The organism is Acuticoccus yangtzensis (assembly GCF_001927245.1).
Classification (GTDB): domain Bacteria; phylum Pseudomonadota; class Alphaproteobacteria; order Rhizobiales; family Amorphaceae; genus Acuticoccus; species Acuticoccus yangtzensis.
This window is the reverse complement of the sequence record NZ_MJUX01000007.1, coordinates 287,781-313,193: the sequence shown is the minus strand read 5'-3', so window position 1 is coordinate 313,193 and position 25,413 is coordinate 287,781. Positions and strand designations below refer to the sequence as shown.

The window sequence follows — 25,413 nt, the reverse complement described above, 5'->3', positions numbered from 1 at the left end:
GGCAGGCGGCGAGCCTTGCGGGGCTTGCGCCGATGGCGAACGATTCCGGGATGCGAATGGGCCGGCGAACGATCCGCGGCGGGCGCGGGGCGTTGCGCACGGCGCTTTATATGCCGGCCCTCGTCGCTTCACGGCACAATCATGCGCTGCGGCGGGTTTATCAGCGCCTCATCGCGGCGGGAAAGCCGGCCAAGGTCGCGCTGACGGCGCTCATGCGCAAACTCGTGGTCATCGCCAACGCCATGCTGCGTGACGGCCGCGATTGGGTGCCGAATATCGTTTGAGCAAGACGGATACTCCGCTTGAACCCTTGCCCTCCACCGCGCCCCGCGGGCTGACGGGCGTCAGCGACGGCCGGCTCCAGAGGACAGACACACCACCCACCGCCTCGCCGGTCGCGGGGGAGAGGGACGGAGCCTCGTTGCCGGGTGGGGGGACGTATCAATTGGCGGAGTTTGGGCCCGGTCCGTTCGGGGGGACACTCAGGCGTGGGGCGTGGTCATTCGGCGGCGGAGCGGGCGGGGCGGCCGGTCAGCGTGCGCCAGGCGTCGTATTGGGAAAGGAAGACCTTGCCGTTCAGCTCGTCGAGGAAATGGGCGGTCTTCAGACGGTCCATAACCGGCCCCTTCACCTCGCTGAGGTGGAAGCCGATACCGAGCTCCTTCAGGCGGTGATTGATCGCCTCGAGGGTTTCCAGCGCCGAATAGTCGATGGCGTTGATCGCCGAACACATCAGCACCACGTTGCGGATCTTTCCGTCGTCGCGCGCCAGACGGTCCTGCAGATAATCGTCGAGGAAGCGCGCGTTGACGAAATAAAGGCTCTCGTCCACCCGCAAGGTCACCAGCGACGGGTCGGTTTCAACCCGGTGCCGGTTGATGTTGCGGAAGTGCTCCGTCTGCGGCACGCAGCCCACCTCCGCCACATGCGGACGGCTGGTCTTGTAGAGGTGCAGCGCGATCGACAGCATCACCCCCGCCGAAACGCCCACCTCCACGCCGAAGAGGAGCGTCAACAAGATGGTGGCCGTGACGGCGTAGAAGTCGGACGGCGAATAGGCCCAGGTCTTCCGCAGGATCGAAAAGTCGACGAGGCTCAGCACCGCGACGATGATCGTCCCCGCCAGCGTGGCGTTGGGGAGGAAGTAGACCAGCGGCGTCAGCGCCACCGCCGCGATGGCGAGGCCGGCCGCCGTGAAGGCGCCCGCCGCCGGCGTTTCGGCGCCCGCATCGTAGTTCACCACCGAGCGAGCGAACCCTCCCGTCACCGGATAGCCGCCGGTGAAGGCCGCGCCGATGTTCGCCGCGCCGAGGCCGATGAGCTCCTGGTCCGGGTCGATCCGCTGGCGCTTCTTGGCCGCCAGCGTCTGCGCCACCGAGATGGACTCCACGAAGCCGATCACCGAGATCAGCACCGCCGGCACGAACAGCGCCCCGACGAGGTCCGGCGACAGCGACGGCACCGTGAACGGCGGCAGGCTCTGCGGCACCGCGCCCACCACCGCAACGCCGTAGTCTTCCAGCCCCAGACCCCAGGTGATCGCCGTCGTCGCCACCACCGCGGCCACCGGCCCGGCCCGCGTGGCGATGACCGCCGCCCCCGCCGGAACGCCGAGCCGCACGAGCAGCGGTTTCAACCCGCGCCGGACCCAGAACAAGAACCCCGTGGCACCGGCGCCGACGAGAAGGGTCACGACGTTGACCTCGCCGAGGTGGGAGACGAGCGAGACGACGATCTGCGTCAGCGTGTGGCCCGAGGCGGGAATGCCGAGGATGTGCTTCAGCTGGCTCGCCGCGATGAGGATGCCCGACGCTGTGATGAAGCCCGCGATCACCGGATGGCTGAGGAAGTTGGCGAGGAAGCCGAGGCGGAAGACGCCCATGGCGAGGAGGATCGCGCCCGACAGGCCCGCCAGCGTCAACGCGGCGAGGGCATAGCCCGCCGTCCCCTGCTGGGCGACCTCGCCCACCGCCGCCGCCGTCATCAGCGAGACCACCGCCACCGGGCCCACCGCCAGCGCCCGGCTGGTCCCGAACACGGCGTAAAGCAGGATCGGCACGATGGAGGCGTAGATTCCCGCTTCCGGCGGAAGTCCAGCCAGCATCGCATAGGCCAGCGACTGCGGGATCAGCATGATCGTCACGATCAGGGCCGCGATCAGGTCGTTGGAAAGCGCCGCGCGGTTGTAGTGGCGGCCCCACACGAGCACGGGGACGTAATCGCGGATCTTCCCGAACATGGCCGTTCAACCTTACTGCGTGCGCCGCCCGCTCGGGTGCGCGTCTTGCTGCGTCATCGGCGGTCCGTGCGCCGTCGCCCCGTCAGCACGGCGCCGGATCGTCCGCGGCCCTGCCGCCGCTCCGGTGGTGCACCACTCGTCAGAGGCCGTTCCCGTCTTCAGAGGCCGTTCCCGTCTTCAGAGGCCGTTCCCGTCTTCAGAGGCCGTTCAGGGGCACCTTCAGGTAGCGCTTTCCGTCGCTCTCTTCGCGCGGCAGCTCACCGGCCTTCATGTTCACCTGCAGCGAGGGGATGATGAGCTTGGGCATGTCGAGCTGCCCATCCCGCTCAGTGCGGAACTTCACGAACTCGTCCTTCGTCTTTCCTCCGCCGACGTGGATGTTGTGGGCCTTCTCGTCGCCGACCGTCGTCTCCCAGCGGATCTCGCGCCCGTTGGGGCCGTAATCGTGGCACATGAAGAGGCGCATGTCGTCCGGCAGGGCGAGCACCTTCTGGATGGAATCGTAGAGCGTGGCTGCATCGCCGCCGGGGAAGTCGGCCCGCGCCGAGCCGCCGTCCGGCATGAACAGCGTGTCGCCCACGAAGGCCGCATCGCCCATCACGTGCACCATGCAGGCGGGCGTATGGCCGGGCGTATGCATGGCGAAGCAGGCCATTTCGCCGACGGTGTAGACGTCACCGTCGTTGAACAGGCGGTCGAACTGCGAGCCGTCGCGCTGGAACTCCGTGCCTTCGTTGAAGACCTTGCCGAAGGTTTCCTGAACCACGGTGATCTGCGCGCCGATCCCGACCTTCCCGCCCAATTTCGCCTGAATATAAGGCGCCGCCGACAGGTGGTCGGCGTGGACGTGCGTTTCGATCAGCCATTCCAGCGTGAGACCGCGCTCCTGCACGTAGGCGATCACCTCGTCGGCATGGCGGTAGGAGATGCGGCCCGCGGCATAGTCGATGTCCATCACCGAATCGACGATCGCGCAGGACGAGGATGCGGGGTCCTTGACCACGTAGCTGATGGTGTTGGTCCCAGGGTCGAAGAAGCCCCGGACCTCGGGCTGAACGGACATGTCGACGGGGTACTTCATGACGGTCCTCCGATGATGGCTGAATGGGCGCGGCCAGAAAGCCGCACCACGGCGGGACCGGCGCCCCGCCCGCTGGCGCCGGCTTGCGACGAGGCTGTTAGCGTCACGCGATGCCGACGATAGACCCTGTTTGCCTTACATGATGCACGCATCGTCATCTGGGAAATTGATTTGTCGCGTGATTGTGATTGAATTGGTCAATGACGACCCTGCGCCAGCTTCACTTCCTCGTCGCCCTGTCGGACACGCTCAATTTTTCGCGCGCGGCAGAGACGTGTCACGTCACCCAGTCGACCCTGTCGACGGGCCTGAAGGAGCTGGAGCATGCCCTCGGCGCCCAACTGGCCGAGCGCAGCCGACAGGGTGTCGTGATGACGCCGGTCGGCAGCGAAACCGCGCGGCGGGCCCGCACCATCCTCGCCAGCGTGGCCGAGCTGGAGGACTATGCGCGCTCGGAAGGCGTCTTCGGGGCGGGTGCGCTGCGGCTGGGGGCGATACCCACGGTCGGGCCCTTCATCATGCCGCGCGCGCTTCCGCTCATCCGCGCCGCCTTTCCGGCGCTCCGGCTCTATCTGCGGGAGGAGCTGACCGCCTCCCTGATCGACGGGCTGACCGAAGGGCGGCTCGACCTCGCCATCATCGCCCTGCCGCATGATCTGCCACGCGAGATCGTGGCCGTCCCGTTGTTCGACGACGGCTACAAGCTCACGACGCGGCGCGGCCACCCGCTCGCCAACCGCGACAGTGTGGACGGTGCGGATCTGGAGGGGCGGGATCTTCTTCTTCTGGAGCGCGGCCACTGCCTGCAACGCCACGCCCTGTCGGCCTTCCCGGAACTGACCATGTCGCGGGACGAGACCTTCGCGGCGACGAGCCTGCCGACGCTGGTGTCCATGGTGGAGCAGGGGTTGGGGATGACGCTGCTGCCCGACCTTGCGGTCGCCGCCGGGGCCGCCCGCGGGCACGACATCGCGCTGACGGACCTGCCGGGGGCGCGCCCGCGCACCGTGGCGCTCGCCTTCCGCGCGACCTCGTCCCAGCGGAGCTTGTTCTGCGCGATCGGCGACCACCTCGTCGCCGCGCGCGATATGATGGTGGCCGAGGCGGCGTCCCTCGCGTCGTGACGCGACGCTTGCGCCGGGCTGATATTCACCGCCCCGGACCGCGCGACAGGACGGCTCAACTATGCTGATATGGTTGAAGCGCGGGGGACCGGACCCGATTGGCCTTCGCTTTACGATTTCGCGCCTATATTGAGGGCGGCCCGCGCCGCGTGGTGCCGGACGGGACGGCGGCCGCGTCGCCGAAGGCCTCAACAAGGGCCGCCACCCGGGGGCCGTCGCCGAGGGACGTGACGGTGTGTCTGTCGGGGCGCGCGCCTGGGTGTCGGCCGGCGGAGTGCGATGCGGTATCAGCGCGTCCGGCGGGTGCGCTGGCGTTGCCACTGGTCCCGGGCGGCCGGCCTTGGGCTTCGGCCCATCCTGCGCGCGTGCAAGTGGAGGAGATGACGATGAAAGCCGCCCCCCAATTCGCCGACTGGCTGTCGCGCACCAACGATGTGACGAGCCGCTTCATCGGCGCGGCGCGCATTCCGGGTCTCATCAACGTCGCCGGCGGCTTGCCGGACCCCTCTCTGTTCCCGGTGGACGCGCTGGCCGACATCGCCGCCCGCGCCATCCGCGAGCACCCTCAGGATACGCTCGCCTACGGTCCCACCGCCGGCAACCCGGAGCTTCGCGAGGCACTCGCCGCCAAGTTCCGCGCCCGCGGGGTCAACGTGACGGCGGAGAACGTCCTCGTGACCGCCAGCGGCTCCCAGGCGCTCGACCTCGTCGGCAAGGCGCTGATCGACCCTGGTGCGCCGGTCGCCTGCGTGTTCCCGACCTATCTGGGTGCGCTCGATTCGTGGCGCCCGCGCGATCCGTCCTACCGCCACATCGACCTTGCGGACCCCGCCGCCACCCGCACCGCGCTCGACGGGGCGCGCTACGCCTATCTCATCCCGAATTTCTCCAATCCAACGGGACACCTGGTCGACCTTGAGGGGCGTGAGACTCTGCTCGCCGCGGCGACCGCCACCGGAACGCCGATCGTCGAGGACGATCCCTACGGCGCGCTCTATTTCGACGGGCCGCGCCTGCCGACGCTGCTGGAGCTGAGCGCGCGTGGGACGGACGGGCCTTATGAGGGGCCTGTGATCCATCTCGGCAGCATGTCCAAGCAGCTCTGTCCGGGCCTGCGTGTCGGTTGGGTCGTGGCCGCCAAAGAGACCATCAAGGTTCTGTCGACCGCCAAGCAGGCGACGGACCTCTGCTCGAACGGACTGGCCCAGATGATGACACTCGGCGCCTTCCAGAGCGGGCTCATCGACGCGGTGCATCCGAAGGCGATCGCCCTCTACAGCGCCCGCCGCGATGCGTTGTGCGACGCGCTCAAGACCCACCTCGCGGCAGAGTTCGAGTGGGAGCGCCCGGTCGGCGGCATGTTCGTCTGGGCCCGTGCGCGCGACCGCTCGCTCGACCTCGATGCGCTGGTGGAGCGCGGCGTGGAGCAGGGCGTCCTCGTCGGTCCGGGCCACGTGTTCGATCCGCTGAAGGTGGACGGTCCCGCGCTGCGGCTGAACTTCACCCTCAACGACGAAGAACGCCTCGCGACGGCGATGCAGCGGCTCAAAGCCGCGATGCAGGCCACCCGCCGCAAGGCCGCCTGACGCTGCGCGACGCCTGACGGCGATCGGCGCGGCGTACTTCCGCCCGCCATGTCGGTTTGCGTGCCGGTCGCGTGTGGGCCGCGGCCGCATGCTCTCGGCGGCAGGGTCCGCATGGCTGGGCCCGGCGCGACGGGGCTTCAGATGCGGTCGGACACGCGCAGCGCATAGCGGCGCGCATCGAGCGGGCTGCGGTGGCCTTTGAGGGCCAGCGTCTCGACTCCGATTTCGACGAGGCGGCCGCGAACGGGATGCGGTATCGCTGCCGCCGCGACCACCTCGCCCGGCCCCGCCGCCGAGCACAGCCGCGCCCCGAGGTTCACGGTGCGCCCGAGGATCGTGGCGTCGGCCCTGTCGTCGGCGGCGATGATCGCCTCGACCACCACGCCGTCGATCAACCCTATTCCGACCGCGCGAGGGGTCTTCGCCTTGCGGATCGCGGTGAGGATCTCCTCGGCCGCCGCGTAGGCGTTGTCGCAGCGGGCCGGACCGTCGAAGCGGGCGACCAGGCCGTCGCCGAGCAGCCGGTCCACATCCCCGCCCTGGGACAGCACGGCGTTGAAGCCGATCTCGGCCACCTTGCGGACCAGGGCGGCGGCTTGCTCGGGCGTTGCGCCGTCGGCGAAGCTGGAGAAGTCGCGAATGTCCATGAAGAGGACGGTGGATTCGGAGCGCCGCGCGGGCGCCTCGGCCAGGACGTTGGCGCGCACGTGGTTGGAGACGAAGCGCGCCAGCGCATCGCGCGTGCTGTTGAGGGCGGCGGTCCGGCGGTCGATCTCACGCTGAGCGCGCACGATCAGGACCACCGCCGCGCCGGTCGCCAAAAGGAGCGCCGCGGCGAGCCCGCCCACCCAGGCGATGGTGGTGGTGGAGATCACCCCCTGCTGCGGCCCTGCGTCCTGGAAGGTGGCGACGATGACGGGAAAGTCGTTGTCGGCCTGAGGCACGCTGGCGACGAGCCAGGCGGGGATCGGCTCGCGGATCTGCCGGAAGATCGAGGCGCCGGGGGTGGAGAGCTGGCGTTCAATCTGGTCGCGCAGGCGGGCCACCTGGTCGGGCGTCGGGTTGGGGCAGGCGACGCCGTTGACCAGCAGCACCGACCCGTCGGGCGCGGCGAGGGAAATGCAGGACAGGTCCAGCCGGGCGGCCTCCTCGCCGAGGAGACCGCGGACGCGGACCGTGTCGGTCAGGTTCAAAGGTTCGCCGCGCGACAACTGGGCGAGCGCGTCCGGCGCGTCCGTCGCCAGGGTGGCGAGGATGTGGGCGTGGCGGCGTGTGGCATCGGCCTGGAAGGCGCGTTCGACGATCGTCGTCAGCGCGCTCGCCGCGGCGATGACGAGCGCCACCAGCAACGCCGCCACGATCGGAAGGATCAGCGTCAGGAAGTTGCGCAGCAGCGGGTAGGGGGCTTCGCTGGCCTCGACGCCGCGGCGCGGCGTGCGTCTGGATCTTGCGGTCGTCACCGGGCTGCCCCGCTCCATGTCGTCGTGTGCACCCGCGGGAGGCGGGCGAGCGTCCAGCCCGGCTTCGGTGATCTTATGCGCAAAGAGGGCGTGCGGCGAGGCCTATCGCCGGGTCTCGTCGCTGGCCGCCTCTCGTGCCCGCGGTCACGGGCCGAGGTGGGCCAAAGCGTGACGCCGGGCGAGGTGGGCGCGCACCATCTCGGCGATCAGTCCGGTGGCCAGCGCGGCGGCGGGCCCAAACGCAAGGAAGGCCGCGGCGGTGGCGCCGATGACGGGCCGGCAGTCCGGCCGCGCTTCGACGAGCCGGCGGGTGAGGGCGAGTTCTGCCCCTGCGTAGAAGAGGAGCGCGCCGACCGCGGCGGGCGACATGCCGGCGAGAAGCGCCATCACGCCGTCGCCATAAAGGGCCGCGGCCGCACAGGCGGCGGCCATCACCAGAGGTGCGCCCATGCCGCGGGCGCCGAAGCGGTGGTGCGCGGCGATGCCTCCTGCCCCGTGGCACATCGGCAGCGCGCCGAGGGGGGCGAGGGCGAGGTTGAGCGCGCCGCTGGTGAGGGCGAGGCGCTGCTCCGTCACATGCCGCGCCGCGGGGCCGTGCAGCGTGTGGGCGACGGCCGCGGCCACGACGACGGCGTTGACGAGGGTGAGCGGCAACTGCGGCAGGACGCCCCAAAGGATGGCGTCCAGCGGGCCCGACGCGGCGGTGACGATCGGCGGGGAGGCGCCGCCGCCTGCGACGAGGCCGATGGGAAGGACGACGAGCACCCAAGGTCCGCGCGGCGCGATGAAGGCGAGCGACAGGACCGCGAGGCAGACGGACCCTGTCAACGGGTCGGCGGCGATGGCGCGCAGCGCGATGGCGGCTAGGCCGAGGCCGAGGCCCAGTTGCAGGCCGGTGACGACGGACCGGGGGATGGCGCGTGCCGCGCGGCCGAGGAACGGTGTCGCGGCGATGGCGACGAGGAGCGCACCCAGCACCGTACCCGTGAGCGCGATGCCGTTCGCGCCGAGGCCCCCCGCGAGAACCACCGCGCCGACCGCCTTCATGGGCTGCACCGCCACCGGGACGCGGTAGACCACCGCGACCGTGAGGTAGGCTGCGGCGAAAGCGCCGAACACCGGGCCCGGTGCGGCGAGCCCGGCGAGGATGATCGGCACCACATAAGGGAGCAGCGTCCCGAGATCGCCGAATGCGCCCGAAACCTCGCCGACCGCCGCCATGATGCGTCCGCCGCGCGGTGCGGCAGGGCCGCCGCATCCGGACGCGCCCATGCCGGGTGGGCCGTCTGCCGGCACGCCGCACGGCTTGTTGGGTGCGCCGTCTGGTGGGACGCCGGACACCTTGCCGGGCGCGCGGTCTGCGGGCACGCTGCACTGCTCACCGGGCATGCCGCACGCTTCGTCGGGTGCACCGTCCGCTGGTATGCCGCACGGCTCACTTGGGGCGCCGTCTGCGGGCGTGCCGGAGGCCTTACCGGCGGCGGGCTGGTCGCCTGCTGTACCGGCGGGGTCTGCGGATCCATCGTCGCGTGCGTTCATCGCCGCGTTCCCGTCGCCGTCAAAGCCTCATCTCGCCGTTGTTGCCGGGACTATGGCGCGGGGCGGATGGGCTTGCATAGCCCCCTGATGATCGCATGCCGCAGCGGCAACCAATGGGCTTGCGCGCCGCCCGCTTGGCCCGAGCCGCAGCCGATTGTTCAATGCGGCGCCCAATGGTCTCGAGCCGCGCCTGATGGCGGCTGCGGCGCCCGATTGGCCCGTGCGGCGCGGCTTCTCCCGCGCTGGCCGGATCGTCCGGCGAAGCGGCCGATAGTCCCACGTGGTGCCCGTGGTTTCGTGCGACGGGGCATGTGCCGCGCGGTCCGGCCGGGCACCGGCTCAGGTTCAACTTTGCGCCGCGGCCGTCTGTGCGGGCTCCGGCGGGGCGGCCGCTCGGGCCCAGTCCCAGCCGAACGCATGAGCGCTGTCGCCGCGGGCCAGCATGTGCTCCGCTCGCTCCACCGCCTCCGGAATGAGCGGACGATACCCTTGCGGCACGAACCAGAAGACCATGTACGGCCCCTCGTGGGGCTCGAACCAAGCTGCACGCTTCTTGTAGAAGCGGCTGTGCACGGTCTTGAAGGCGAACCTCTCCAGAGCCGCAAGGTCCGTCCAGACCGACAGCGTCGTGGTGAAGCGCCGCGCCGGAGCGAAGGTGCCGGTCCGTGCCAGTTTTCGCAGCGCGGTCCGGTCGTTGAGGTGACGCCAGACGAAACCCGGCATCCGCTCGGCGAGCATGTTCATCCGCGCGACGTTCTCCATGAACTCCGCGACGCGCGGGTCAGCGGGATCATGACGCAACGTGGCCCAATTGAACTGAGCGAGATGATGCCCGGCCGGGGTCTGCATGAGGCGATTGGTTGACTGATGAGCGGGGTGACGGTGTGCGCGGCCTCGACGGCTTATCGGCCGGCGGCCGCTCCCGCAACCGGCATGCCGTACCCCGTCTCTTCCCCGAGGAGGCAGCCGGGCGGCCGAGGTGGTCCGCGCAATAGCCGTGACCTCAGTGCGAATGTCTCCGCCGCCAGATGATCGCTCGTCTTCAGCCGCCGTTTCGGACGGGTAGGCCATGCAGTCGCGGTGGCGACCGGACTTGGCGGCATCGAACGGGTTTCCGTCCGGCCTTCACGTCATGCAGGGGGGGGGGATGGGGGCGGCCATTGCCGGGGCGAAGGTGGCTGGGGCGGCTGGATTCGAACCAGCGCATGGCGGTACCAAAAACCGCTGCCTTACCGCTTGGCTACGCCCCAATGCGCGCCCATCGTTTAGCCGGTTCCGTGGGCGGCGGCAACCGGAAGGCGCCGCTCATGCGCTGATGCCCACATGAGGAAATGCGCCGGCCGCCTCACCCGGCCGGCGCGGTGCGGGCGCGTGGCGGAAAGTCGGGCGGAGCAGGACGCGGACGGACAAAGGCTCCGGCGGGGGTGCCGGAGCCGAGCGGGGCTCAGTCGGGGACGGCGTCGACCGTGCTGTGGGACGCCACGAGCGAGATCGAAACGGTCGACAAGGTGTCGATCAGGGCCACCATCGTCAGCAGGAAGAAGGTCGACGTGCCGGCGAATTCGACGGTCAGGAACATGACGATGTAGACGCACAGGACGAGCACCATCACCATGTTCCCGAGCACGGTCATCCGGTTGGTGCTCGCGGTGCGCAGGATGCTGAACAGCATCAGCAGGATGGCGAAGGCGACGAGAAGGTCGCTGTAGCTCAGCGTCCATTCCTGCCCAGACACCAGGGTCACGTCGACGACCGTGTTGCTCCAGAAGGGGATCACGTTCGGATCGCCCGCATTGGGCGCCACCAGGGGCTCCTGGTAGAGGAACAATCCCGCAAAAATGTAGAGCACCAGCGGAATGAGAGTAAACGGAAAGAGGCCCATCTGAACTGCCTTGCGATCGTTTCATACGCTCGATTGGTCGAGCGTTACCAACGGATCAAGCACGGCAAGGGGCACTCGGTTCCATCACCGGAGCGATTTGATCACCCCGCGGTCGCCGAACCGGCCTGGTCTGCCGGTCACGACCGGCGTGCGGCGGCCGGATAACCGGCCGCGCGATCACCGATCAGTCGTCGCTCTTCTGGGTCAGCACCTGGCGGCCACGATAGCGGCCGGTCTTCAGGTCGATGTGGTGCGGACGGCGCAGCTCGCCCGAGTCCTTGTCTTCGACGAACGCGGGGGCCTTCAGCGCGTCGGCGGAACGGCGAAAGCCACGCTTCATGCGGGAGGTCTTGCGCTTGGGCACAGCCATGGTCGTAACTCCATCGTCCGCGCCACGTTGGATGCGCGGAGGTCATCTCTAAATGTTGGGGTGGCGGCAACAACCGCCAGAAGCGGAGCCAATACAAGCTCGCGCGTCCGGACGCAACCGCCCTCACATCCGAAAGGGCGCGTCCAGACATGTAAACACCCACGGCGCCCGGTCAAGCTCCCGTTCGACATGGGCGATCACCGCGCGCTGCCGCCGTCCCGGATTGGCCGGATTGCGCACCCCCGGCGCCGGCAGAACGGTCGCCAAGGCCAAGGCTTGCTCGCGGCTGAGGTCGGCGGCAGGGAGGCTGAACGCCGCCTCGGCCGCCGCCTCCACACCATAGGTCGCCCGCCCGAACTGAGCAATGTTGAGATAGATCTCCAAAATCCTGTCCTTCGACAGAACGAGATCCATCCACAGCGCCAGCGGCACCTCGATCGCCTTGCGCACATAGCTGCGCTCCGGCCACAGGAACAGGTTCTTCACCACCTGCATGGTGATGGTGCTCGCCCCGCGCGGTGACCCCCCGTCGATCACCTCGCGCACCACCATACGCATCTGGTTGAGGTCGACGCCCCAGTGAAGGCAGAACCGCGCGTCCTCGGCCATGATGACGCCGCGCACCAGATCCGGCGTCATCTCCTCCAGCGGCACCCAATCCTGCTTCACCGCGACTCCCGCGTCACGCGCGCGCATCACGGCGAGGGACGGCGGGTCCATGATCCCATAGGCCACTGACAAGACGAGCGGGATCATCACCACGGTCGCCAGCGCAGCGCCGATTGCCCTCAGTATGGCCGCCATTGCGCTACCCCCTACTTTCAAGCATGCGATATTTGCGATCGGGACGATGCACCGCCAGCGCTGCCTAGCATGGCCGGTGGAGGACGAGGGAGGGGCGTGATGGATTTCGCCGCACGGCTGGCCGCGGCGGCCGAGGCGACGAACCGGGTGTTGGATGCTGCACTTCAGCCGTCTCCCTCGATACCGGACCGCCTTCAGGAGGCCACGCGTTATGCAACGCTGGAGGGCGGAAAAAGATTCCGTCCATTCCTCGTCATCGAAACCGCGAGCCTGTTCGGCGCCCCGCAGGATGCCGCCGCCTCCGTGGGCGCAGCGTTCGAGGCGCTGCACTCCTACAGCCTCGTGCACGACGATCTGCCGGCCATGGACGACGACGATCTGCGCCGCGGCCAGCCCACCGTCCACAAGGCTTACGACGAGGCGACCGCGATCCTGGTCGGCGACGGGCTGCAGGCGCTGGCGTTCGAGATCATCACCGCACCGCCCGTGCCGCCCGACCTCGCGGGACCGCTGGCGGGGCTCTTGGCGCGCGCGTCCGGCAACTCCGGCATGGTGGGCGGCCAGTACCGCGACCTCAACGCCATCGGCCTGGACGCCGCCGGCATCCGCCTCATGCAATCGATGAAGACGGGCGCGCTGATCGCGGGCTCTTGCGAGGCGGGGGCGATCCTGGGCCGCGCGGGGGAGGCGGAGCGGGCCGCCCTCGTCACCTTCGGGCGGCTGATCGGCGAGGCGTTCCAGCTCGCCGACGACCTCCTCGACGTGGAGGGTACGGCCGCGGAGACCGGCAAGCGCGTCGGCAAGGATGCGGAGGCCGACAAGGCGACCCTGGTCGGGCTGATCGGCCCCGCCGCGGCGCGGGGCAGGCTGGCGGAGATCGTCGCCGAGGCGATGGAGGCGCTCGGCCCCTTCGGTGCGCGCGCGGACATCCTGCGCGCGGCGTGCCGCTTCGTCGCCGAGCGGCGGTCCTGACCCCGCGACGGTGAAGCGTGGCGCAAGATGACGCCAGGCTGAACGGGCGGCTCAGCACCGCTTCAGCCTGCGGCTGCGAAGGTGCCTCCACCACACGGAGGACCCGCCATGGCCGACCACACCGAGACCGATCCGAGCGCGACCCACCCGGCTCGCACCCATGCGGCGCACAGGGTCCCGGCCCATCTGGCGCCGACCGGCGGCGGCGCGATTCCGCAGAACGGCTCGCGGCGGGCCGAGGATCGACACCAGGCGCAACCGGCGTGGGCGCTGAAAGGGCGGGCGCTGAGCGGCGTCGCCCGCGCGGTGCGGGGGCGGATGCGCGCGTTGGCGGTGGTCTCGATCATCGGCGCCGTGCCGGTGATGGCGGTGCCGATCAACGCGGCCGAGGCGGCGCCCCTTCGCATCGAGGCTCCGGCCGGCGCACCGGCCGTGACCACGGTGCACGATCACGGCGGCCGACCCTCATATGGCGGCGGAGGAGGCCACCACGGCGGCCACAGCTCGCACGGCGGTCACAATGGGGGCCATCAGGGCGGCTATCACGGCGGCAAGCCGCGCCCGCCGCATCACGCGCACGGCTATCACGGCCGGCCCGGCTACGGACGTCCCGGCTACGGCCCTCCGGTGTACCCGCGTCCCTACCATGGCCGGCCTTATTATGGCGGGCCGCGCCGCACCGTCAGCGCCAACGGCTGCCGCGTGCGCATCGTGCGTTACGGCCCCTATGGGCGCGAGGTGCGCATCATCAACCGCTGCGCGCCGGTGCCCTATCGCCGTTGGTGACCCGCACGCCGATCAAGCCGGATACGAAAACGCCCCCGGACCAGCACGGTCCGGGGGCGTTTCGCGTTCGGTCCGGGACGGCGAAGCTCAGAGCTTGCGCACGTCCACGAAATGGCCGGCGACGGCAGCGGCCGCGGCCATCGACGGCGAGACCAGGTGCGTGCGGCCGCGATAGCCCTGCCGGCCCTCGAAGTTGCGGTTCGAGGTGGAGGCGCAGCGCTCGCCCGGCCCCAGCTTGTCGGCATTCATGGCAAGGCACATGGAGCAGCCCGGCTCACGCCACTCGAACCCGGCTTCGATGAGGAGCTTGTCGATCCCCTCCGCCTCGGCCTGCGCCTTCACGAGGCCCGAGCCCGGCACCACCAGCGCCGACACGCCCTCGGCCACCTTGTGGCCGCGCACGACCTCGGCGACCGCGCGCAGGTCCTCGATCCGCCCGTTGGTGCAGGAGCCGATGAACACCTTGTCGACGGCGATGTCGGTCATCGGCGTGCCCGGCGTCAGGCCCATGTAGTCGAGCGCGCGCTCCATCGCCCGGCGCTTCTGCGGGTCGGCGATGTCGGCGGGGTTGGGCACCGCGCCTTCGATCGACATCACCGCCTCGGGCGAGGTGCCCCAGGTGACGATCGGCGGCAGCGCGGCCGCGTCCAGCGTGATCTCGCGGTCGAAGTGGGCGCCGTCGTCGGACGGGAGGCTGCGCCAATAGGCGAGCGCATGCTCGAACGCCGCGCCCTTCGGCGCCTTCGGCCGGCCGGCGATATACTCGAACGTCGTCTCGTCGGGCGCCACCATGCCGGCACGCGCTCCGCCTTCGATCGACATGTTGCAGACGGTCATCCGCCCTTCCATCGACAGCGCGCGAATGGCATCGCCCGCATATTCGATGACATAGCCGGTGCCGCCCGCGGTGCCGATCGAACCGATGATGGACAGGACGATGTCCTTCGCCGTCACATGGGCCGGGAGGACGCCGTTGACGTTCACCCGCATGTTCTTGGACTTGCGCGTCACCAGCGTCTGCGTGGCGAGGACGTGCTCCACCTCGGACGTGCCGATGCCGTGGGCGAGCGCGCCGAAGGCCCCGTGGGTTGAGGTGTGGCTGTCACCGCACACGATCGTCATGCCGGGCAGGGTGAAGCCCTGCTCGGGGCCGACGATGTGGACGATGCCCTGACGCTCATCGAGCTCGTCATAATATTCGATGCCGAAGTCGGCCGCGTTCTGGGCCAACGTCTCCACCTGCGTCCGGCTCTCCGGATCGTCGATCCCCTTGGAGCGGTCGGTGGTGGGAACGTTGTGGTCCACCACCGCCAGCGTGCGGGTGGGGGCGTGGACCTTGCGGCCGGCCAGACGCAAGCCCTCGAAGGCCTGCGGGCTGGTGACTTCGTGGACGAGGTGGCGGTCGATATAAAGAAGCGCCGTGCCGTCGTCCTGGATTTCGACGAGGTGGTCGTCCCAGATTTTGTCGTACAGCGTGCGCGCCGCCATGGCTCACGTCTCCTTTTTGTTTGAAGACTTCAATTGCCAACCGGACGGGGGTTTGGCAAGCCGCCATCATCGCCGCGGGTTATAGGCAATGTCTATGGTCCGGGTCACAAGCCCGTGCGGCGGGATCACATCTGGCGGGCCCGCCTTGTTTTCGACAAGTGTCGCTGTCGGTCTTACGGGCGCACAGAGGCCCACATCCATGCCAGCATTGATGATATCGACCATTCTGAAGGGCGTTCCCGGCGGCATCGGCATCAGCGCCGTGATCGACGGGTCGCCCGGCGCCGACCGGCTCGTCGGCGAGCGCGGTGCGGATACGATCACCGGCTATGCCGGCGACGACACGCTCCTCGGCCGCGGCGGCAACGATACGCTCTACGGCAACGAGGGCGACGACGACATTTCGGGCGGGTCGGGCGACGACACCATCACCGGCGGGGAGGGGGCCGACGCCATCGACGGGGGGCGCGGCCGCGACCGCGCCAGCTACGCCAACTCGGATGCGGCCGTGTCGGTCGATCTCACCGAACGGCTGCAACATGGCGGCGAAGCGGAGGGTGACACCCTGCGCAACATTGAGGACATCACCGGCTCGGCCTACGACGATACGATCGTCGGCGACCGCGCCGACAACTGGCTGATCGGCGCCTCCGGTGACGACACGCTGTTCGGCGGGGCGGGCGACGACAGGCTGAGCGGCGAGTTCGGCGACGACGTGATCTACGGCGAGCGCGGCCGCGACTCGATCTTCGGCGACGCCGGCGCGGATTGGATCTCGGGCGGCGACGGTGCCGATTACATCAATGCCGGAACCAACGACGGTGCGCTCGGCGCCGATACGATGGCGGGCGGGGCCGGGCGCGACCTCTTCGTGTTCGGCGACATCAGCCACAGCAACGCCTTCGCCGGGATCGACACGATCACCGACTTCGAGCCGGGCCGCGACCGCCTGTCGATCAGCGAGATCGTCGACCCGGACGCTTTGTTCCTGGGCGAGGCGGGGAGCTTCCTCGGCACCGGCGACGAGATCCGCTTCCAGGACACGCTGGTCGGCGGCGCGGCGGCGACGCTCGTCTCGGTGCAAAGCGAGACGAGCACGGTGCCGCTGCAAATCCTTCTCACCGGTGCGAGCTACGATCTGACGGCGGACGATTTCGCGATCTGAGGCCGCTCAGGACGCCTGCGCGGCGGGGGCCTGTGCGGCCGCCGCAGTCAGAAGCGCGTAGAGCTCCTTGGCGTCCTCGGCCGCGCGCAGGGCGTCGATCATGCCCGGCTGCTTCACCGTGCGGGCGATCTTGTTGAGCGCCTTCAGGTGGTCGGCACCGGCGTCTTCGGGCGCCAGCAGGCAGAAGACGAGGTCGACGGGTTGATCGTCCAGCGCCTCGAAGTCGATCGGCTGGGCGAGGGTAAAGAAGAAGGCCGACAACTTGCTCAGCCCGACCAGCTTGCCGTGGGGGATGGCGATGCCATGCCCCACGCCGGTCGAACCCAAGCGTTCGCGCTGCAAGAGCGTGTCGAACACCTCCCGTTCGGGCAGCCCCGTCCGCCGTGCGGCGAGGCTGGCGATCTCCTGAAGCGCCTGCTTCTTCGAGCCTACGTCCAAACCCTGGACGACGCTGTCAGGAGCGAGGAGATCGGTCAGCACCACTGGATTAATCCGCAGTGGCTTTAACGGCGCCGGCCGGCGCGTCGCCCGCGGCGAGCGACGGGTCGATCCAGCCGACGTTCCCGTCCCCGCGGCGGTAGACCACGTTGAGGGATCCGTTTGCGGCATTTCTGAACATGAGCGCAGGGGCATCAATCAGATCAAGCTGTAGGACCGCCATCGAGACGGTCATGGTTTTGATTTTGGTCGGCGTCTCGGCGACGACGAGGGGCGCATAGTTGGCTTCGAGCTCCTCGTCCTCGTCCGGCGCGGCGAGAACGGTGTAGTTCGCGGCTGCCGCTTCCACCTCGGCCATGGATGGGCCGCTCTTGTGGGCTTTCAGGCGCCGCTTGTAACGGCGAAGGCGCTTGTCGATGCGTTCGGCCGCCTGTTCGAAGGCCGCCGTCGCGTCGCCCGCACTCGCCGAAGTCTTGAGGACGATGCCGGTATCGAGGTGGATGGTGCAATCCGCGTCGAATCCGGCGCCGGACTTGGAAACGGTCACCTGGCCCGTGTGGTTCCCGTCGAAGTACTTCCCGACGGACGCCTCGACACGCTCCTCGATGCGTGCCCTGAGGGCGTCCCCGATATCCATGTTCTTGCCAGCGATGGTGAGGGCCATGACAATCCCAAATCGTTTCTATGTCGTCTGCGACGAGCCTTGAACGGAGACCCCGGCCGAGCGACGGCCTGTCATCTCCGCGACATCTGAAACATGGATTGTCACGGACACACGATCGTCGTCGGCGCCGAGCCGTGGCGCAGCGTCCTAGGCTCGCACGACATTGGTGTCAATGACAGAGGTCCGCAGCAGTTGGATTGCTGCGACGCATTCGTCACCGCCGTGATCCGGTGGCGTTAAAAGCGTCATGCCGCGCCATGCGGCGGCGTTCGACCGAGGAGGGGATGTTCATCGCCTCGCGGTATTTGGCCACCGTGCGCCTCGCAATCACGATCCCGCTGTTCTTCAGCGTCTGGACAATCTCGTCGTCCGAACGAACATGGGTGGCCGTCTCGTTGTCCACGATGCGGCGAATTTGCGCGCGCACCGCCTCGGCGGAGATCGACCCGTCTCCGGCGTCGATTGCGACCGCGAAGAAGGTGCGGAAGGGATAGACCCCGCGCGGCGACGACAGCGCTTTGTTGGAGACCACGCGCGAAACGGTGGATTCGTGCATGCCGATGTCCTGCGCCACCTCGCGAAGGGTCAGCGGCGAAACATGCTGTGCCTCGCCCTCGAAAAAGGCGCGCTGGCGCGCCACGATGGCACTCGCCACTTTGACGATGGTGCGCGCCCGCTGGTCCAGGCTGCGGGTCAGCCAGTGGGCCGAGCGCATGCACTGGTTGGCAAAGCTCGCCGCGGCGGCGTTGCCCATCGCCGTCACCTCGGCGTGGTAGTCCGCGTCGACCAGAACGCGCGGCAGTCGCTGCGTGTCCAGCGAGACGATGAAGCCCCCTTCGGCGCGGCGCCGCACGATCACGTCGGGCTCGATGGCGACGAGGGGCGTCGTGTCGAACACGAGGCCCGGCCGCGGGTCGAGGCCGCGCAGCCGCGTCAGCACCTCGACGACGGCGGTCTCCGTGGTCTCGGCGACGTCGGCGAGGCGGCGCACGTCCCGCTTGGCGACGAGGGCGAGATTGTCGAGCACGCGCTTGGCGACGGGGTCGAGTTCGCCGCGGGCGGCAAGCTGCAGGGCGAGGCACTCGGCGAGATCGCGGGCGAAAAGCCCCGCCGGTTCGATCGCCTGAACCTTCTTCAGCGTCTCGCGGACTTCCGCGGGGGCGACGCCGAGGCCGACGACCGTATCGTCGATCGCATCGGCGGCGAGGCGGCCGTCTGGGTCGAGCGAGCCGATCAGAAAATCGGCGATGGCGCGTTCGCGGGTGGTGAGCTTCAGCCCGGCGACCTCGCGGCGGCAGTGGTCGGCGAGAGTCTCGCGCACCGGGACGGCGGCGAAGGGGTCGAGGCTGACGGACGAACCCGACACGTCCCGCTTCGGAGCGACCCGGCCATCACCACGCGGCGAGAGGGTCAGGAAGGGGTTCTGGTCCACCTCTTCGCGGACGGCGGTCTCGAGTTCCAGATTGGACATTTGCAACAGCTTGATGGCCTGCATCAGCTGCGGCGTCATGGCCAAAGTTTGTCTCTGGGACTGAACGAGCCGGATAGATGGTGTCACGTCGGTGCAATCCGTTTGGCGCGATCCTTGCTTCCAAATTGATTAAACATCCGGCACCGCGAGTCAAAGGCGGAATTGCTCGCCGAGATATAAACGCCGCACATCTCTGTTTTCGACGATCTCTTCAGGCGTTCCCTCGGTCAGCACCTCACCGTTGGCGATGATCGTCGCGCGGTCGATAAGTCCCAGCGTTTCCCGCACGTTATGGTCGGTGATGAGCACTCCGATGCCGCGCTGCGTCAGGTGCCGGACCAGCGTCTGAATGTCGGACACGGCAATCGGGTCGACACCTGCGAAGGGCTCGTCCAGCAGCATGAAGTCGGGCTTGGAGGCGAGGGCGCGGGCGATCTCCACCCGCCGCCGCTCACCGCCCGAGAGCGCGGTGGCGGGCGATCCGGCGAGCCGCGTGAGGCCGAACTCGTCGAGCAGCTCGGCCAGGGTCTGCCGTCTCAGCGCCTTGTTCGGCTCGGTCAGCTCCAGGATCGCCATCACGTTTTGTGCAACGGTGAGGCCGCGGAAGATCGACGCCTCCTGCGGCAGATAGCCGATGCCGAGCCGCGCCCGCCGGTACATCGGCAAATGCGTGACCGGGAAGCCGTTGAGGGTGATGGCGCCCTTGTCGGGCTTGATGAGGCCGGTGATCATGTAGAACACCGTGGTCTTGCCGGCGCCGTTGGGGCCGAGGAGACCCACCGTCTCACCCTGGGCGAGGCGCAGCGACACATCCCGCACCACCGTGCGGCGGCCGTAGGTCTTGGCGAGGCCGCGCACCACGAGGCCGTTGCCCGGCGCGGCGTCATCTTGCGGGACGTTTGGTCGCGGCGCGGTTGGCGATGCGCCCTCCGGCGCGTTAGGCTTGGCCCGCCGGTTCGCGGACGGGCCTCCGCCAGGCGGCTTAGAGCCGGATCGGGATGGGGCAGTTTGGTCCATGGCCAGATTTTTACCGTGTTCGGTGTTGCACTGCACGCGGCAAGTGGCATCTGGCAAGGGCGCTCGCGCCTTTGGCGACCGCGTTCACGCCTTTGGAATGCCAGCACGTTGGAGGAACTATGGCCGCCGCACAAAGCACGCACCAGCAGGGGAGCGTGCTGAAGCTCGTTCTTGAGCTGGGGCCCCTCATCACCTTCTTCCTCGTCAACGCGAAGGCGCTCGACTGGGGATTTGCCGATCTCGCCCCTTTCGCGACCCTGAAGCCCGACACCGTCCCCATCATGGCCGCGACCGCCGCCTTCATGGTGGCCACCGTCGCCGCCCTCACGGTGTCGCTGGCGATCTACCGCCGCGTTCCGGTCATGCCATTGATTTCAGGGGCGATCGTCGTCGTCTTCGGCGGCCTCACGCTGTATCTTCAGAACGACACCTTCATCAAGATGAAGCCGACCATCGTCAATCTCATCTTCGCGGCCACGTTGCTGGGCGGCCTCGCCTTCTTCAAGCGGCCGCTGCTCGCCATCGTCTTCGGCAGCGTCTTTCAGATCGACGATGAGGGCTGGTGGAAGCTCTCCATGCGCTGGGGCCTCTTCTTCCTGCTGCTGGCCGCGCTCAACGAGGTCGTCTGGCGCAACTTCTCCACCGACACCTGGGTCACCTTCAAGGTGTTCGGCACCATGCCGCTGACGGTCCTCTTTACGCTGACGCAGCTTCCTCTGCTGCAAAAGCATGCGGTCGAGGGAAGCGCACTCGCCGCGGAGGACGCCGGCAACGAGAAGGGGTGAGCCGAATGGGCGGCGCCCATCCGCGGCCGCCGCCCTCCGGTTCATCCGCCGTGCCTAAAATTTAAACACAGCGTGGGCGGCATCGCGAGACGCGCCCTTCTTGGCGATCTCCGACTCGATCCTCTGGATTTCGGCGGAGAGGGCCGCCTTCAGCTCTTCCAGGTCACGGACCGACAAGCGGTCCAGGCTTTCGCCCAAGGTGTGTGCGGTTTTCGGCCGGCGGGGCGCTTCGTCCGGGTCCAACATGCTCTCCTCCTGGTCCGACGACACCCACAGTGTGGGTCCGCGGACTTGCCCCGGCAAGGCACGCCCGGTCGCAAGGCGCCCCAAGCCTTTTTTGCGGGCAGGACCCTAGCGGATCGGCCCGCGCGCGGGCCTCGCCGTCCGCCGCCGGCCCTTGCCGCGCTGGCGCTCGCCAGGGCACACCCTAAATCGCACGACAGATAAAGCGGCCGCATAGGCCGAAGCGATGGAGAACCCGATGAACATCCCCACCACGATGCGCGCAGTGACCGCGCCGACACCCGGCGGGCCCGATGTTCTGGAGATCGGGACCCACCCCGTCCCCACCGTGGAGAGCGACGAGATCCTCATCAAGGTCGCCGCCGCGGGTGTGAACCGGCCGGACTGCATCCAGCGCGCGGGGAACTATCCGCCGCCGAAGGGGGCGGGCCCGATCCTGGGGCTCGAGATCGCCGGCGAAGTCGTTCACAGCGGTGGCGAGACGTCGCGCTTCAAGCCGGGCGACAAGGTGATGGCCCTCGTCGCCTCGGGCGGCTACGCCGAATATGTCGCCGTTGCCGAGGCGACCGCGATGCCCATCCCCGCAGGCCTCTCCATGGAGGAGGCGGCGGGCATCCCGGAGACCTACTTCACCGTGTGGAGCAACGTGTTCGACCGCGGCCGCCTGCGCGCGGGCGAGACCTTCCTCGTCCACGGCGGCACGTCTGGCATCGGCACCACGGCAATCCAGCTCGCCAAGGCGTTCGGCGCATCGGTCATCACCACCGCGGGGTCGGACGAGAAGTGCGCCGCCGCCATCGCGCTCGGCGCCGACCGGGCGATCAACTACAACCGCGAGGATTTCGTCGACGCGATCCGCGAGTTCGCCCCCGGCGGCGTCCACCTGACGCTCGACATGGTCGGCGGCGACTACACCGCGAAGAACTGGAAGGTCGCCGCGGTGGAGGGGCGCATCGTCCAGATCGCCACGTTGAACGGGCCGTCCGAGGTCAACTTCTCGATGCTGATGATGAAGCGCCTCGTCCACACCGGGTCGACGCTGCGGGCCCGCGAGATCCCCTTCAAGGCCGAGATCGCCCGCGCGCTGGAGGAGGATGTTTTTCCCCTCTTCGCGGAGGGGCGTACCCGCGTTGTGATGGACAAGACCTTCGCCCTCGACGATGCGGCCGAGGCGCACCGGCGGATGGAAAGTTCAGGCCATATCGGAAAGATCGTGCTCGTCCCGTAAGGCCGGGCGGAGCGGGGCGGCCGGGCCGCAAGCTGGCGCGGGCGCTGTCCGGCGCCCGAACCTTGCGGCAAGATCATTTGCGTCGCCCCGCGATGCGACCTATATTCCAACCATTCCTCAAAAACCCGGCAGACGTTCGGGTTCTCGCGCCCCGGTGCGAGAGCGCAAGGAGAGTTTATGCAATCCGATCCCGATACTCCGCTGATGCCGAAGGCCACCGCGGTCTGGCTGGTGGACAACACGTCCCTCAGCTTCGACCAGATCGCGGCCTTCTGCCGGCTGCATCCGCTGGAAGTCGGCGCGATCGCCGACGGTGACGCGGCGCAGGGGATCAAGGGCGCCGATCCGATCCAGACCGGACAGTTGACCCGTGCCGAGATCGAGCGCGCCGAGGCCAATCCGGGCTACCGGCTGAAGCTCTCCAAGCCGAAGACCATCGTGCCCGAGCTGAAGCGCAAGGGGCCGCGCTATACGCCGGTCTCCAAGCGGCAGGATCGGCCGAACGCCATCCTGTGGCTGGTGCGCCATCACCCGGAGCTGAAAGACCAGGCGATCATCCGCCTCGTCGGCACCACGAAGGCGACCATCGGCGCGATCCGCGAGCGCACGCACTGGAACTCGGCCAACCTGACGCCGCTCGACCCGGTGTCGCTCGGCCTGTGCAGCCAGATCGACCTCGACCGTGAGGTGGACGTGGCCGCCAAGGAGGCCGGGATCACGCATCAGCCGGCGGTCATACCGGCGGGCCTCGGCGACCAGCCGGACGCGCTCATGCCGGTCGAGGAAAGCCTGGAGCGCGACTATATGGACGACCGCGGCATGGGCCACGGCCGCGACCGCGGCGGCGACATCGACCCCGATGCCGTCTTCTCCGGCCTCTCCGCCTGGAAGAAGGGCGAGCGTCACGAGGACGACGACGAGGATTGAGGCCCCGCACCGCCGCTGTCGCCCGGTCCGCCCGTGGGGTGCGCCGGGCTATGCGGGCGGTGAGAGGACGGGTTGCTGGGACCCCCGTGGCACTGCCGCGGGGGTTTTTCGTTTCTACTCGACGCGGAAGCTGACCCGCTCCGACGCGCCGCCGCTGGTGATCACGGTGAGGGTGTGGGCGCCGGGCGGTGCGTCGATTTGCGCGGTGCGGCGGCCGGGGCGCACCGGCAGCGGCCGCCCGTTGAGAAGCCAGGCGTCCACCGGGGCGCCGAGAACGCGGGCGGTCAGCGGCTGCGGCGCGCCGGACGGCCCGCTGAGCGCCACCACCGCGCCCGGCGGCGGGAAGGCGATGGCGAGCGCGCGGCCCGCCTCGGTCCGGCTGGCGCGCGGCGGGTATTGGCGCAAGGGCGGCGGTAGCTCCGCCGTCGTCAGCGGTGCGGGACGGGCGGGGCGCGGGGTGATGCCGATGCGCGCGGAGGCGTCGAACAACAGCGGCGCGGCGTCGGTCCAGCCGGTCAGCCCGGCGACGGGCGTGCCGTCCGGCCGGCCGACCCACACTGCCACGACGTGCTCGGCATCGTAGCCCACGGCCCAGGCGTCGCGGTAGCCGTAGGAGGTGCCTGTCTTGTAGGCGATGAGGCCGGGGCGGGCGTTTCGCGGCGGCATCATCTCGGCGAGGATGGCGTCGACGGCGTCTGCCGCGCGCGCTTCCAGCAGACGGGATTGCGCCTTGGGCCGTCCCGGCACGGCGTGGAGCGCGATCGGGCGGCCGCCGCGCGCGAGGCCGGTATATAGCCCCGCGAGGTCGATCAGCCGCGTGCCGAAGCCGCCGAGGCCGATGGCGAGCGTCGCCGTGCGGTCGGCCGGAAGCGCCACCGTGGCCCCCGCCGCCTGTAGCCGCACCGCGAGCCGCACCGGCCCCAACGCATCGAGCAGCGTCACCGCGGGAACGTTGAGCGAGCGCCGCAGCGCCTCAGACGCGGTGACGAGGCCCTGAAATGTCTCGTCGAAATTGTCCGGCTCGTAGCCTGCGAAGGTGGACGGGGTGTCCGCGAGCAGCGTCGAGGGGGCGATCAGCCCGGCCTCCATCGCCATGCCGTAGATGAACGGCTTCAGCGTCGAGCCCGGCGAGCGGACGGCGCGCACCATGTCGACGTGCCCGGCGCGGCGGTCGTCGAACAGCCCGGCCGAGCCGACGCTGGCGCGGATCTCGCCCGTCGCGATGTCGGCCACCAGGATCGCGGCCGACACGTGGGGGCCGATGAGGTCGACCCGCTCGCGCGCGAGCTGCTCCAGCCGCGCCTGCCAGCCTGCGTCGAGCGTCGTTTGGTGGACCGTCACGTCCGGCGCGGCGGCGACGAGGTCGCGGGCCAGATGCGGGGCGAGTCGCGGCACAGGGCGGCGGCGCGTCGGCACCTGCTCGCGCTTGGCCTCGTCCCGGTCGCGTGCAGTGATGGCGCCGCGGGCGAAGAGCCGGTCCAGCACGCGGTCGCGCGCGGCCTTGGCGGCGGCGGGGTGACGGTCCGGCCGCCGCGCCTCGGGCGACTGCGGCAGCGCCACCAGAAGCGCCGACTGGGCGAGCGTCAGCCGCCGCGGCTCGCGCCCGAAATAGGCCAGAGACGCAGCGCGCACCCCCTCGATGTTGCCGCCATAGGGCGCCTGGTTGAGGTAGATGGTGAGGATCTCGTCCTTGGTGAGACGCCGCTCCACCTGCCAGGCGGATACCATCTCGGACACTTTTCGCCAGGGCGTGCGGTCACGGGCATCGGTCATCAGCCGCACGGTCTGCATCGTCAGCGTGGAGGCGCCGGAGACGATCCGGCCGGAGGCGAGTGCCTGCCCGGCCGCGCGCAGGATCGCCCGCGGGTCGACGCCGGCATGGCGGAAGAAGCGCTGGTCCTCGTAGGCGATGAGGAGACGGACGAAGCCCGCGTCCACCTCGGCGGTCGTCACCGGAAGGCGCCAGCGCCCGCCGGGATCGGTGAAGGCGCGCAGCAGCGTGCCCTCGCGGTCGACGACGACGGCGGACGGCGTCGCGCGCACGATCGCGGGCGGGAAGGCCGTGTCCAGCATCGGCACCGCGGCGGCGGCGACCGCGGCGAGGCCCGCCGCCCCCGCGAAGGCGCCGATCCACCAGCGGGACA

At 69.3% G+C, this 25,413-nt stretch carries 24 protein-coding genes and 1 tRNA gene; 9 read left to right on the top strand and 16 right to left on the bottom strand.

Translation table 11 applies throughout. The features are described 5' to 3' along the window. A partial coding sequence (locus tag BIX52_RS17290) for a transposase (protein ID WP_139312799.1) occupies positions 1-284 on the top strand: 284 nt, incomplete at its 5' end. Between the two features lie 215 nt (positions 285-499). On the opposite strand, the gene BIX52_RS17285 is transcribed toward BIX52_RS17290, so the two are convergent. Next, entirely contained in the window at positions 500-2,239 is a 1,740-nt protein-coding gene (locus tag BIX52_RS17285; RefSeq protein ID WP_075222325.1) for a SulP family inorganic anion transporter, read from the bottom strand. A gap of 196 nt (positions 2,240-2,435) precedes the next feature. Further along, positions 2,436-3,320 carry an MBL fold metallo-hydrolase gene (locus BIX52_RS17280; RefSeq protein ID WP_075222324.1) on the bottom strand — a complete coding sequence of 295 codons (885 nt, stop codon included), beginning with the start codon at positions 3,318-3,320 and terminating at the stop codon, positions 2,436-2,438. Positions 3,321-3,520: 200 nt separating this feature from the next. Here BIX52_RS17280 and BIX52_RS17275 point away from each other — a divergent pair, with 200 nt between their 5' ends. Continuing rightward, positions 3,521-4,444 carry a hydrogen peroxide-inducible genes activator gene (locus tag BIX52_RS17275; protein ID WP_075222323.1) on the top strand — a complete coding sequence of 308 codons (924 nt, stop codon included), beginning with the start codon at positions 3,521-3,523 and terminating at the stop codon, positions 4,442-4,444. 386 nt (positions 4,445-4,830) lie between these two features. Further along, positions 4,831-6,030 carry an aminotransferase-like domain-containing protein gene (locus BIX52_RS17270; protein ID WP_075222362.1) on the top strand — a complete coding sequence of 400 codons (1,200 nt, stop codon included), beginning with the start codon at positions 4,831-4,833 and terminating at the stop codon, positions 6,028-6,030. Between the two features lie 137 nt (positions 6,031-6,167). On the opposite strand, the gene BIX52_RS17265 is transcribed toward BIX52_RS17270, so the two are convergent. From BIX52_RS17265 to BIX52_RS17235, 7 genes are all read right to left on the bottom strand, one after another. Further along, the gene (locus BIX52_RS17265) at positions 6,168-7,490 is read right to left on the bottom strand and encodes an adenylate/guanylate cyclase domain-containing protein (RefSeq protein ID WP_139312798.1); all 1,323 of its coding nucleotides are present in this window, start codon (positions 7,488-7,490) and stop codon (positions 6,168-6,170) included. A 144-nt stretch (positions 7,491-7,634) separates the two neighbouring features. Further along, a complete protein-coding gene (locus BIX52_RS17260; RefSeq protein WP_170126426.1) occupies positions 7,635-8,711 on the bottom strand; it encodes a molybdate transporter family protein in 1,077 nt (358 codons plus the stop codon). 663 nt (positions 8,712-9,374) lie between these two features. Beyond that, positions 9,375-9,878, bottom strand: a complete 504-nt coding sequence (locus tag BIX52_RS17255) for a DUF3291 domain-containing protein (protein WP_075222320.1) — start codon at positions 9,876-9,878, stop codon at positions 9,375-9,377. Between the two features lie 326 nt (positions 9,879-10,204). Further along, positions 10,205-10,279, bottom strand: a tRNA-Gln gene (locus BIX52_RS17250). Between the two features lie 194 nt (positions 10,280-10,473). Continuing rightward, entirely contained in the window at positions 10,474-10,911 is a 438-nt protein-coding gene (locus BIX52_RS17245; RefSeq protein WP_075222319.1) for a hypothetical protein, read from the bottom strand. 184 nt (positions 10,912-11,095) lie between these two features. After that, positions 11,096-11,281, bottom strand: a complete 186-nt coding sequence (gene rpmF, locus BIX52_RS17240; RefSeq protein ID WP_075222318.1) for a 50S ribosomal protein L32 — start codon at positions 11,279-11,281, stop codon at positions 11,096-11,098. 123 nt (positions 11,282-11,404) lie between these two features. Beyond that, on the bottom strand, positions 11,405-12,085 hold the full coding sequence (locus BIX52_RS17235; RefSeq protein WP_083660424.1) for a biosynthetic peptidoglycan transglycosylase: 681 nt from the start codon (positions 12,083-12,085) through the stop codon (positions 11,405-11,407). Between the two features lie 99 nt (positions 12,086-12,184). On the opposite strand from BIX52_RS17235, the gene BIX52_RS17230 reads away from it, so the two are divergent. Together BIX52_RS17230 and BIX52_RS23725 are read left to right on the top strand one after the other, a co-directional pair. Continuing rightward, positions 12,185-13,057 carry a polyprenyl synthetase family protein gene (locus BIX52_RS17230; RefSeq protein WP_075222317.1) on the top strand — a complete coding sequence of 291 codons (873 nt, stop codon included), beginning with the start codon at positions 12,185-12,187 and terminating at the stop codon, positions 13,055-13,057. Positions 13,058-13,165: 108 nt separating this feature from the next. Continuing rightward, positions 13,166-13,843, top strand: coding sequence for a hypothetical protein (locus tag BIX52_RS23725; RefSeq protein ID WP_075222316.1), 678 nt, complete (start codon positions 13,166-13,168; stop codon positions 13,841-13,843). An 87-nt stretch (positions 13,844-13,930) separates the two neighbouring features. On the opposite strand, the gene leuC is transcribed toward BIX52_RS23725, so the two are convergent. Further along, positions 13,931-15,331, bottom strand: coding sequence for a 3-isopropylmalate dehydratase large subunit (gene leuC, locus BIX52_RS17220; protein ID WP_075222315.1), 1,401 nt, complete (start codon positions 15,329-15,331; stop codon positions 13,931-13,933). A 199-nt stretch (positions 15,332-15,530) separates the two neighbouring features. Between leuC and BIX52_RS17215 the strand changes: the two genes are divergently transcribed. Further along, the gene (locus BIX52_RS17215; RefSeq protein WP_171973592.1) at positions 15,531-16,496 is read left to right on the top strand and encodes a calcium-binding protein; all 966 of its coding nucleotides are present in this window, start codon (positions 15,531-15,533) and stop codon (positions 16,494-16,496) included. Between the two features lie 6 nt (positions 16,497-16,502). On the opposite strand, the gene ptsN is transcribed toward BIX52_RS17215, so the two are convergent. From ptsN to lptB, 4 genes are all read right to left on the bottom strand, one after another. After that, positions 16,503-16,979: a PTS IIA-like nitrogen regulatory protein PtsN gene (gene ptsN / locus BIX52_RS17210; protein WP_075222313.1), complete on the bottom strand. Its 477-nt coding sequence runs from the start codon at positions 16,977-16,979 to the stop codon at positions 16,503-16,505. A gap of 4 nt (positions 16,980-16,983) precedes the next feature. Next, the gene (gene hpf / locus BIX52_RS17205; protein ID WP_075222312.1) at positions 16,984-17,598 is read right to left on the bottom strand and encodes a ribosome hibernation-promoting factor, HPF/YfiA family; all 615 of its coding nucleotides are present in this window, start codon (positions 17,596-17,598) and stop codon (positions 16,984-16,986) included. A gap of 214 nt (positions 17,599-17,812) precedes the next feature. Beyond that, positions 17,813-19,156 (bottom strand): RNA polymerase factor sigma-54, encoded by a 1,344-nt coding sequence (gene rpoN, locus BIX52_RS17200; RefSeq protein WP_281249209.1) that lies wholly within the window; start codon positions 19,154-19,156, stop codon positions 17,813-17,815. Between the two features lie 63 nt (positions 19,157-19,219). Beyond that, complete coding sequence (gene lptB / locus BIX52_RS17195; RefSeq protein WP_083660419.1) at positions 19,220-20,086, bottom strand: LPS export ABC transporter ATP-binding protein; 867 nt, start codon at positions 20,084-20,086, stop codon at positions 19,220-19,222. A 119-nt stretch (positions 20,087-20,205) separates the two neighbouring features. On the opposite strand from lptB, the gene BIX52_RS17190 reads away from it, so the two are divergent. Next, a complete protein-coding gene (locus BIX52_RS17190; protein WP_075222310.1) occupies positions 20,206-20,871 on the top strand; it encodes a septation protein A in 666 nt (221 codons plus the stop codon). Between the two features lie 54 nt (positions 20,872-20,925). On the opposite strand, the gene BIX52_RS17185 is transcribed toward BIX52_RS17190, so the two are convergent. Next, on the bottom strand, positions 20,926-21,117 hold the full coding sequence (locus tag BIX52_RS17185; protein ID WP_075222360.1) for a DUF1192 domain-containing protein: 192 nt from the start codon (positions 21,115-21,117) through the stop codon (positions 20,926-20,928). Positions 21,118-21,352: 235 nt separating this feature from the next. Between BIX52_RS17185 and BIX52_RS17180 the strand changes: the two genes are divergently transcribed. Next, positions 21,353-22,342, top strand: a complete 990-nt coding sequence (locus tag BIX52_RS17180) for an NAD(P)H-quinone oxidoreductase (RefSeq protein WP_205647839.1) — start codon at positions 21,353-21,355, stop codon at positions 22,340-22,342. Between the two features lie 177 nt (positions 22,343-22,519). Further along, positions 22,520-23,269 (top strand): DUF1013 domain-containing protein, encoded by a 750-nt coding sequence (locus BIX52_RS17175; protein ID WP_075222309.1) that lies wholly within the window; start codon positions 22,520-22,522, stop codon positions 23,267-23,269. Positions 23,270-23,383: 114 nt separating this feature from the next. On the opposite strand, the gene pbpC is transcribed toward BIX52_RS17175, so the two are convergent. Beyond that, a complete protein-coding gene (gene pbpC / locus BIX52_RS17170; protein WP_083660417.1) occupies positions 23,384-25,342 on the bottom strand; it encodes a penicillin-binding protein 1C in 1,959 nt (652 codons plus the stop codon). Positions 25,343-25,413 lie beyond the last annotated feature (71 nt).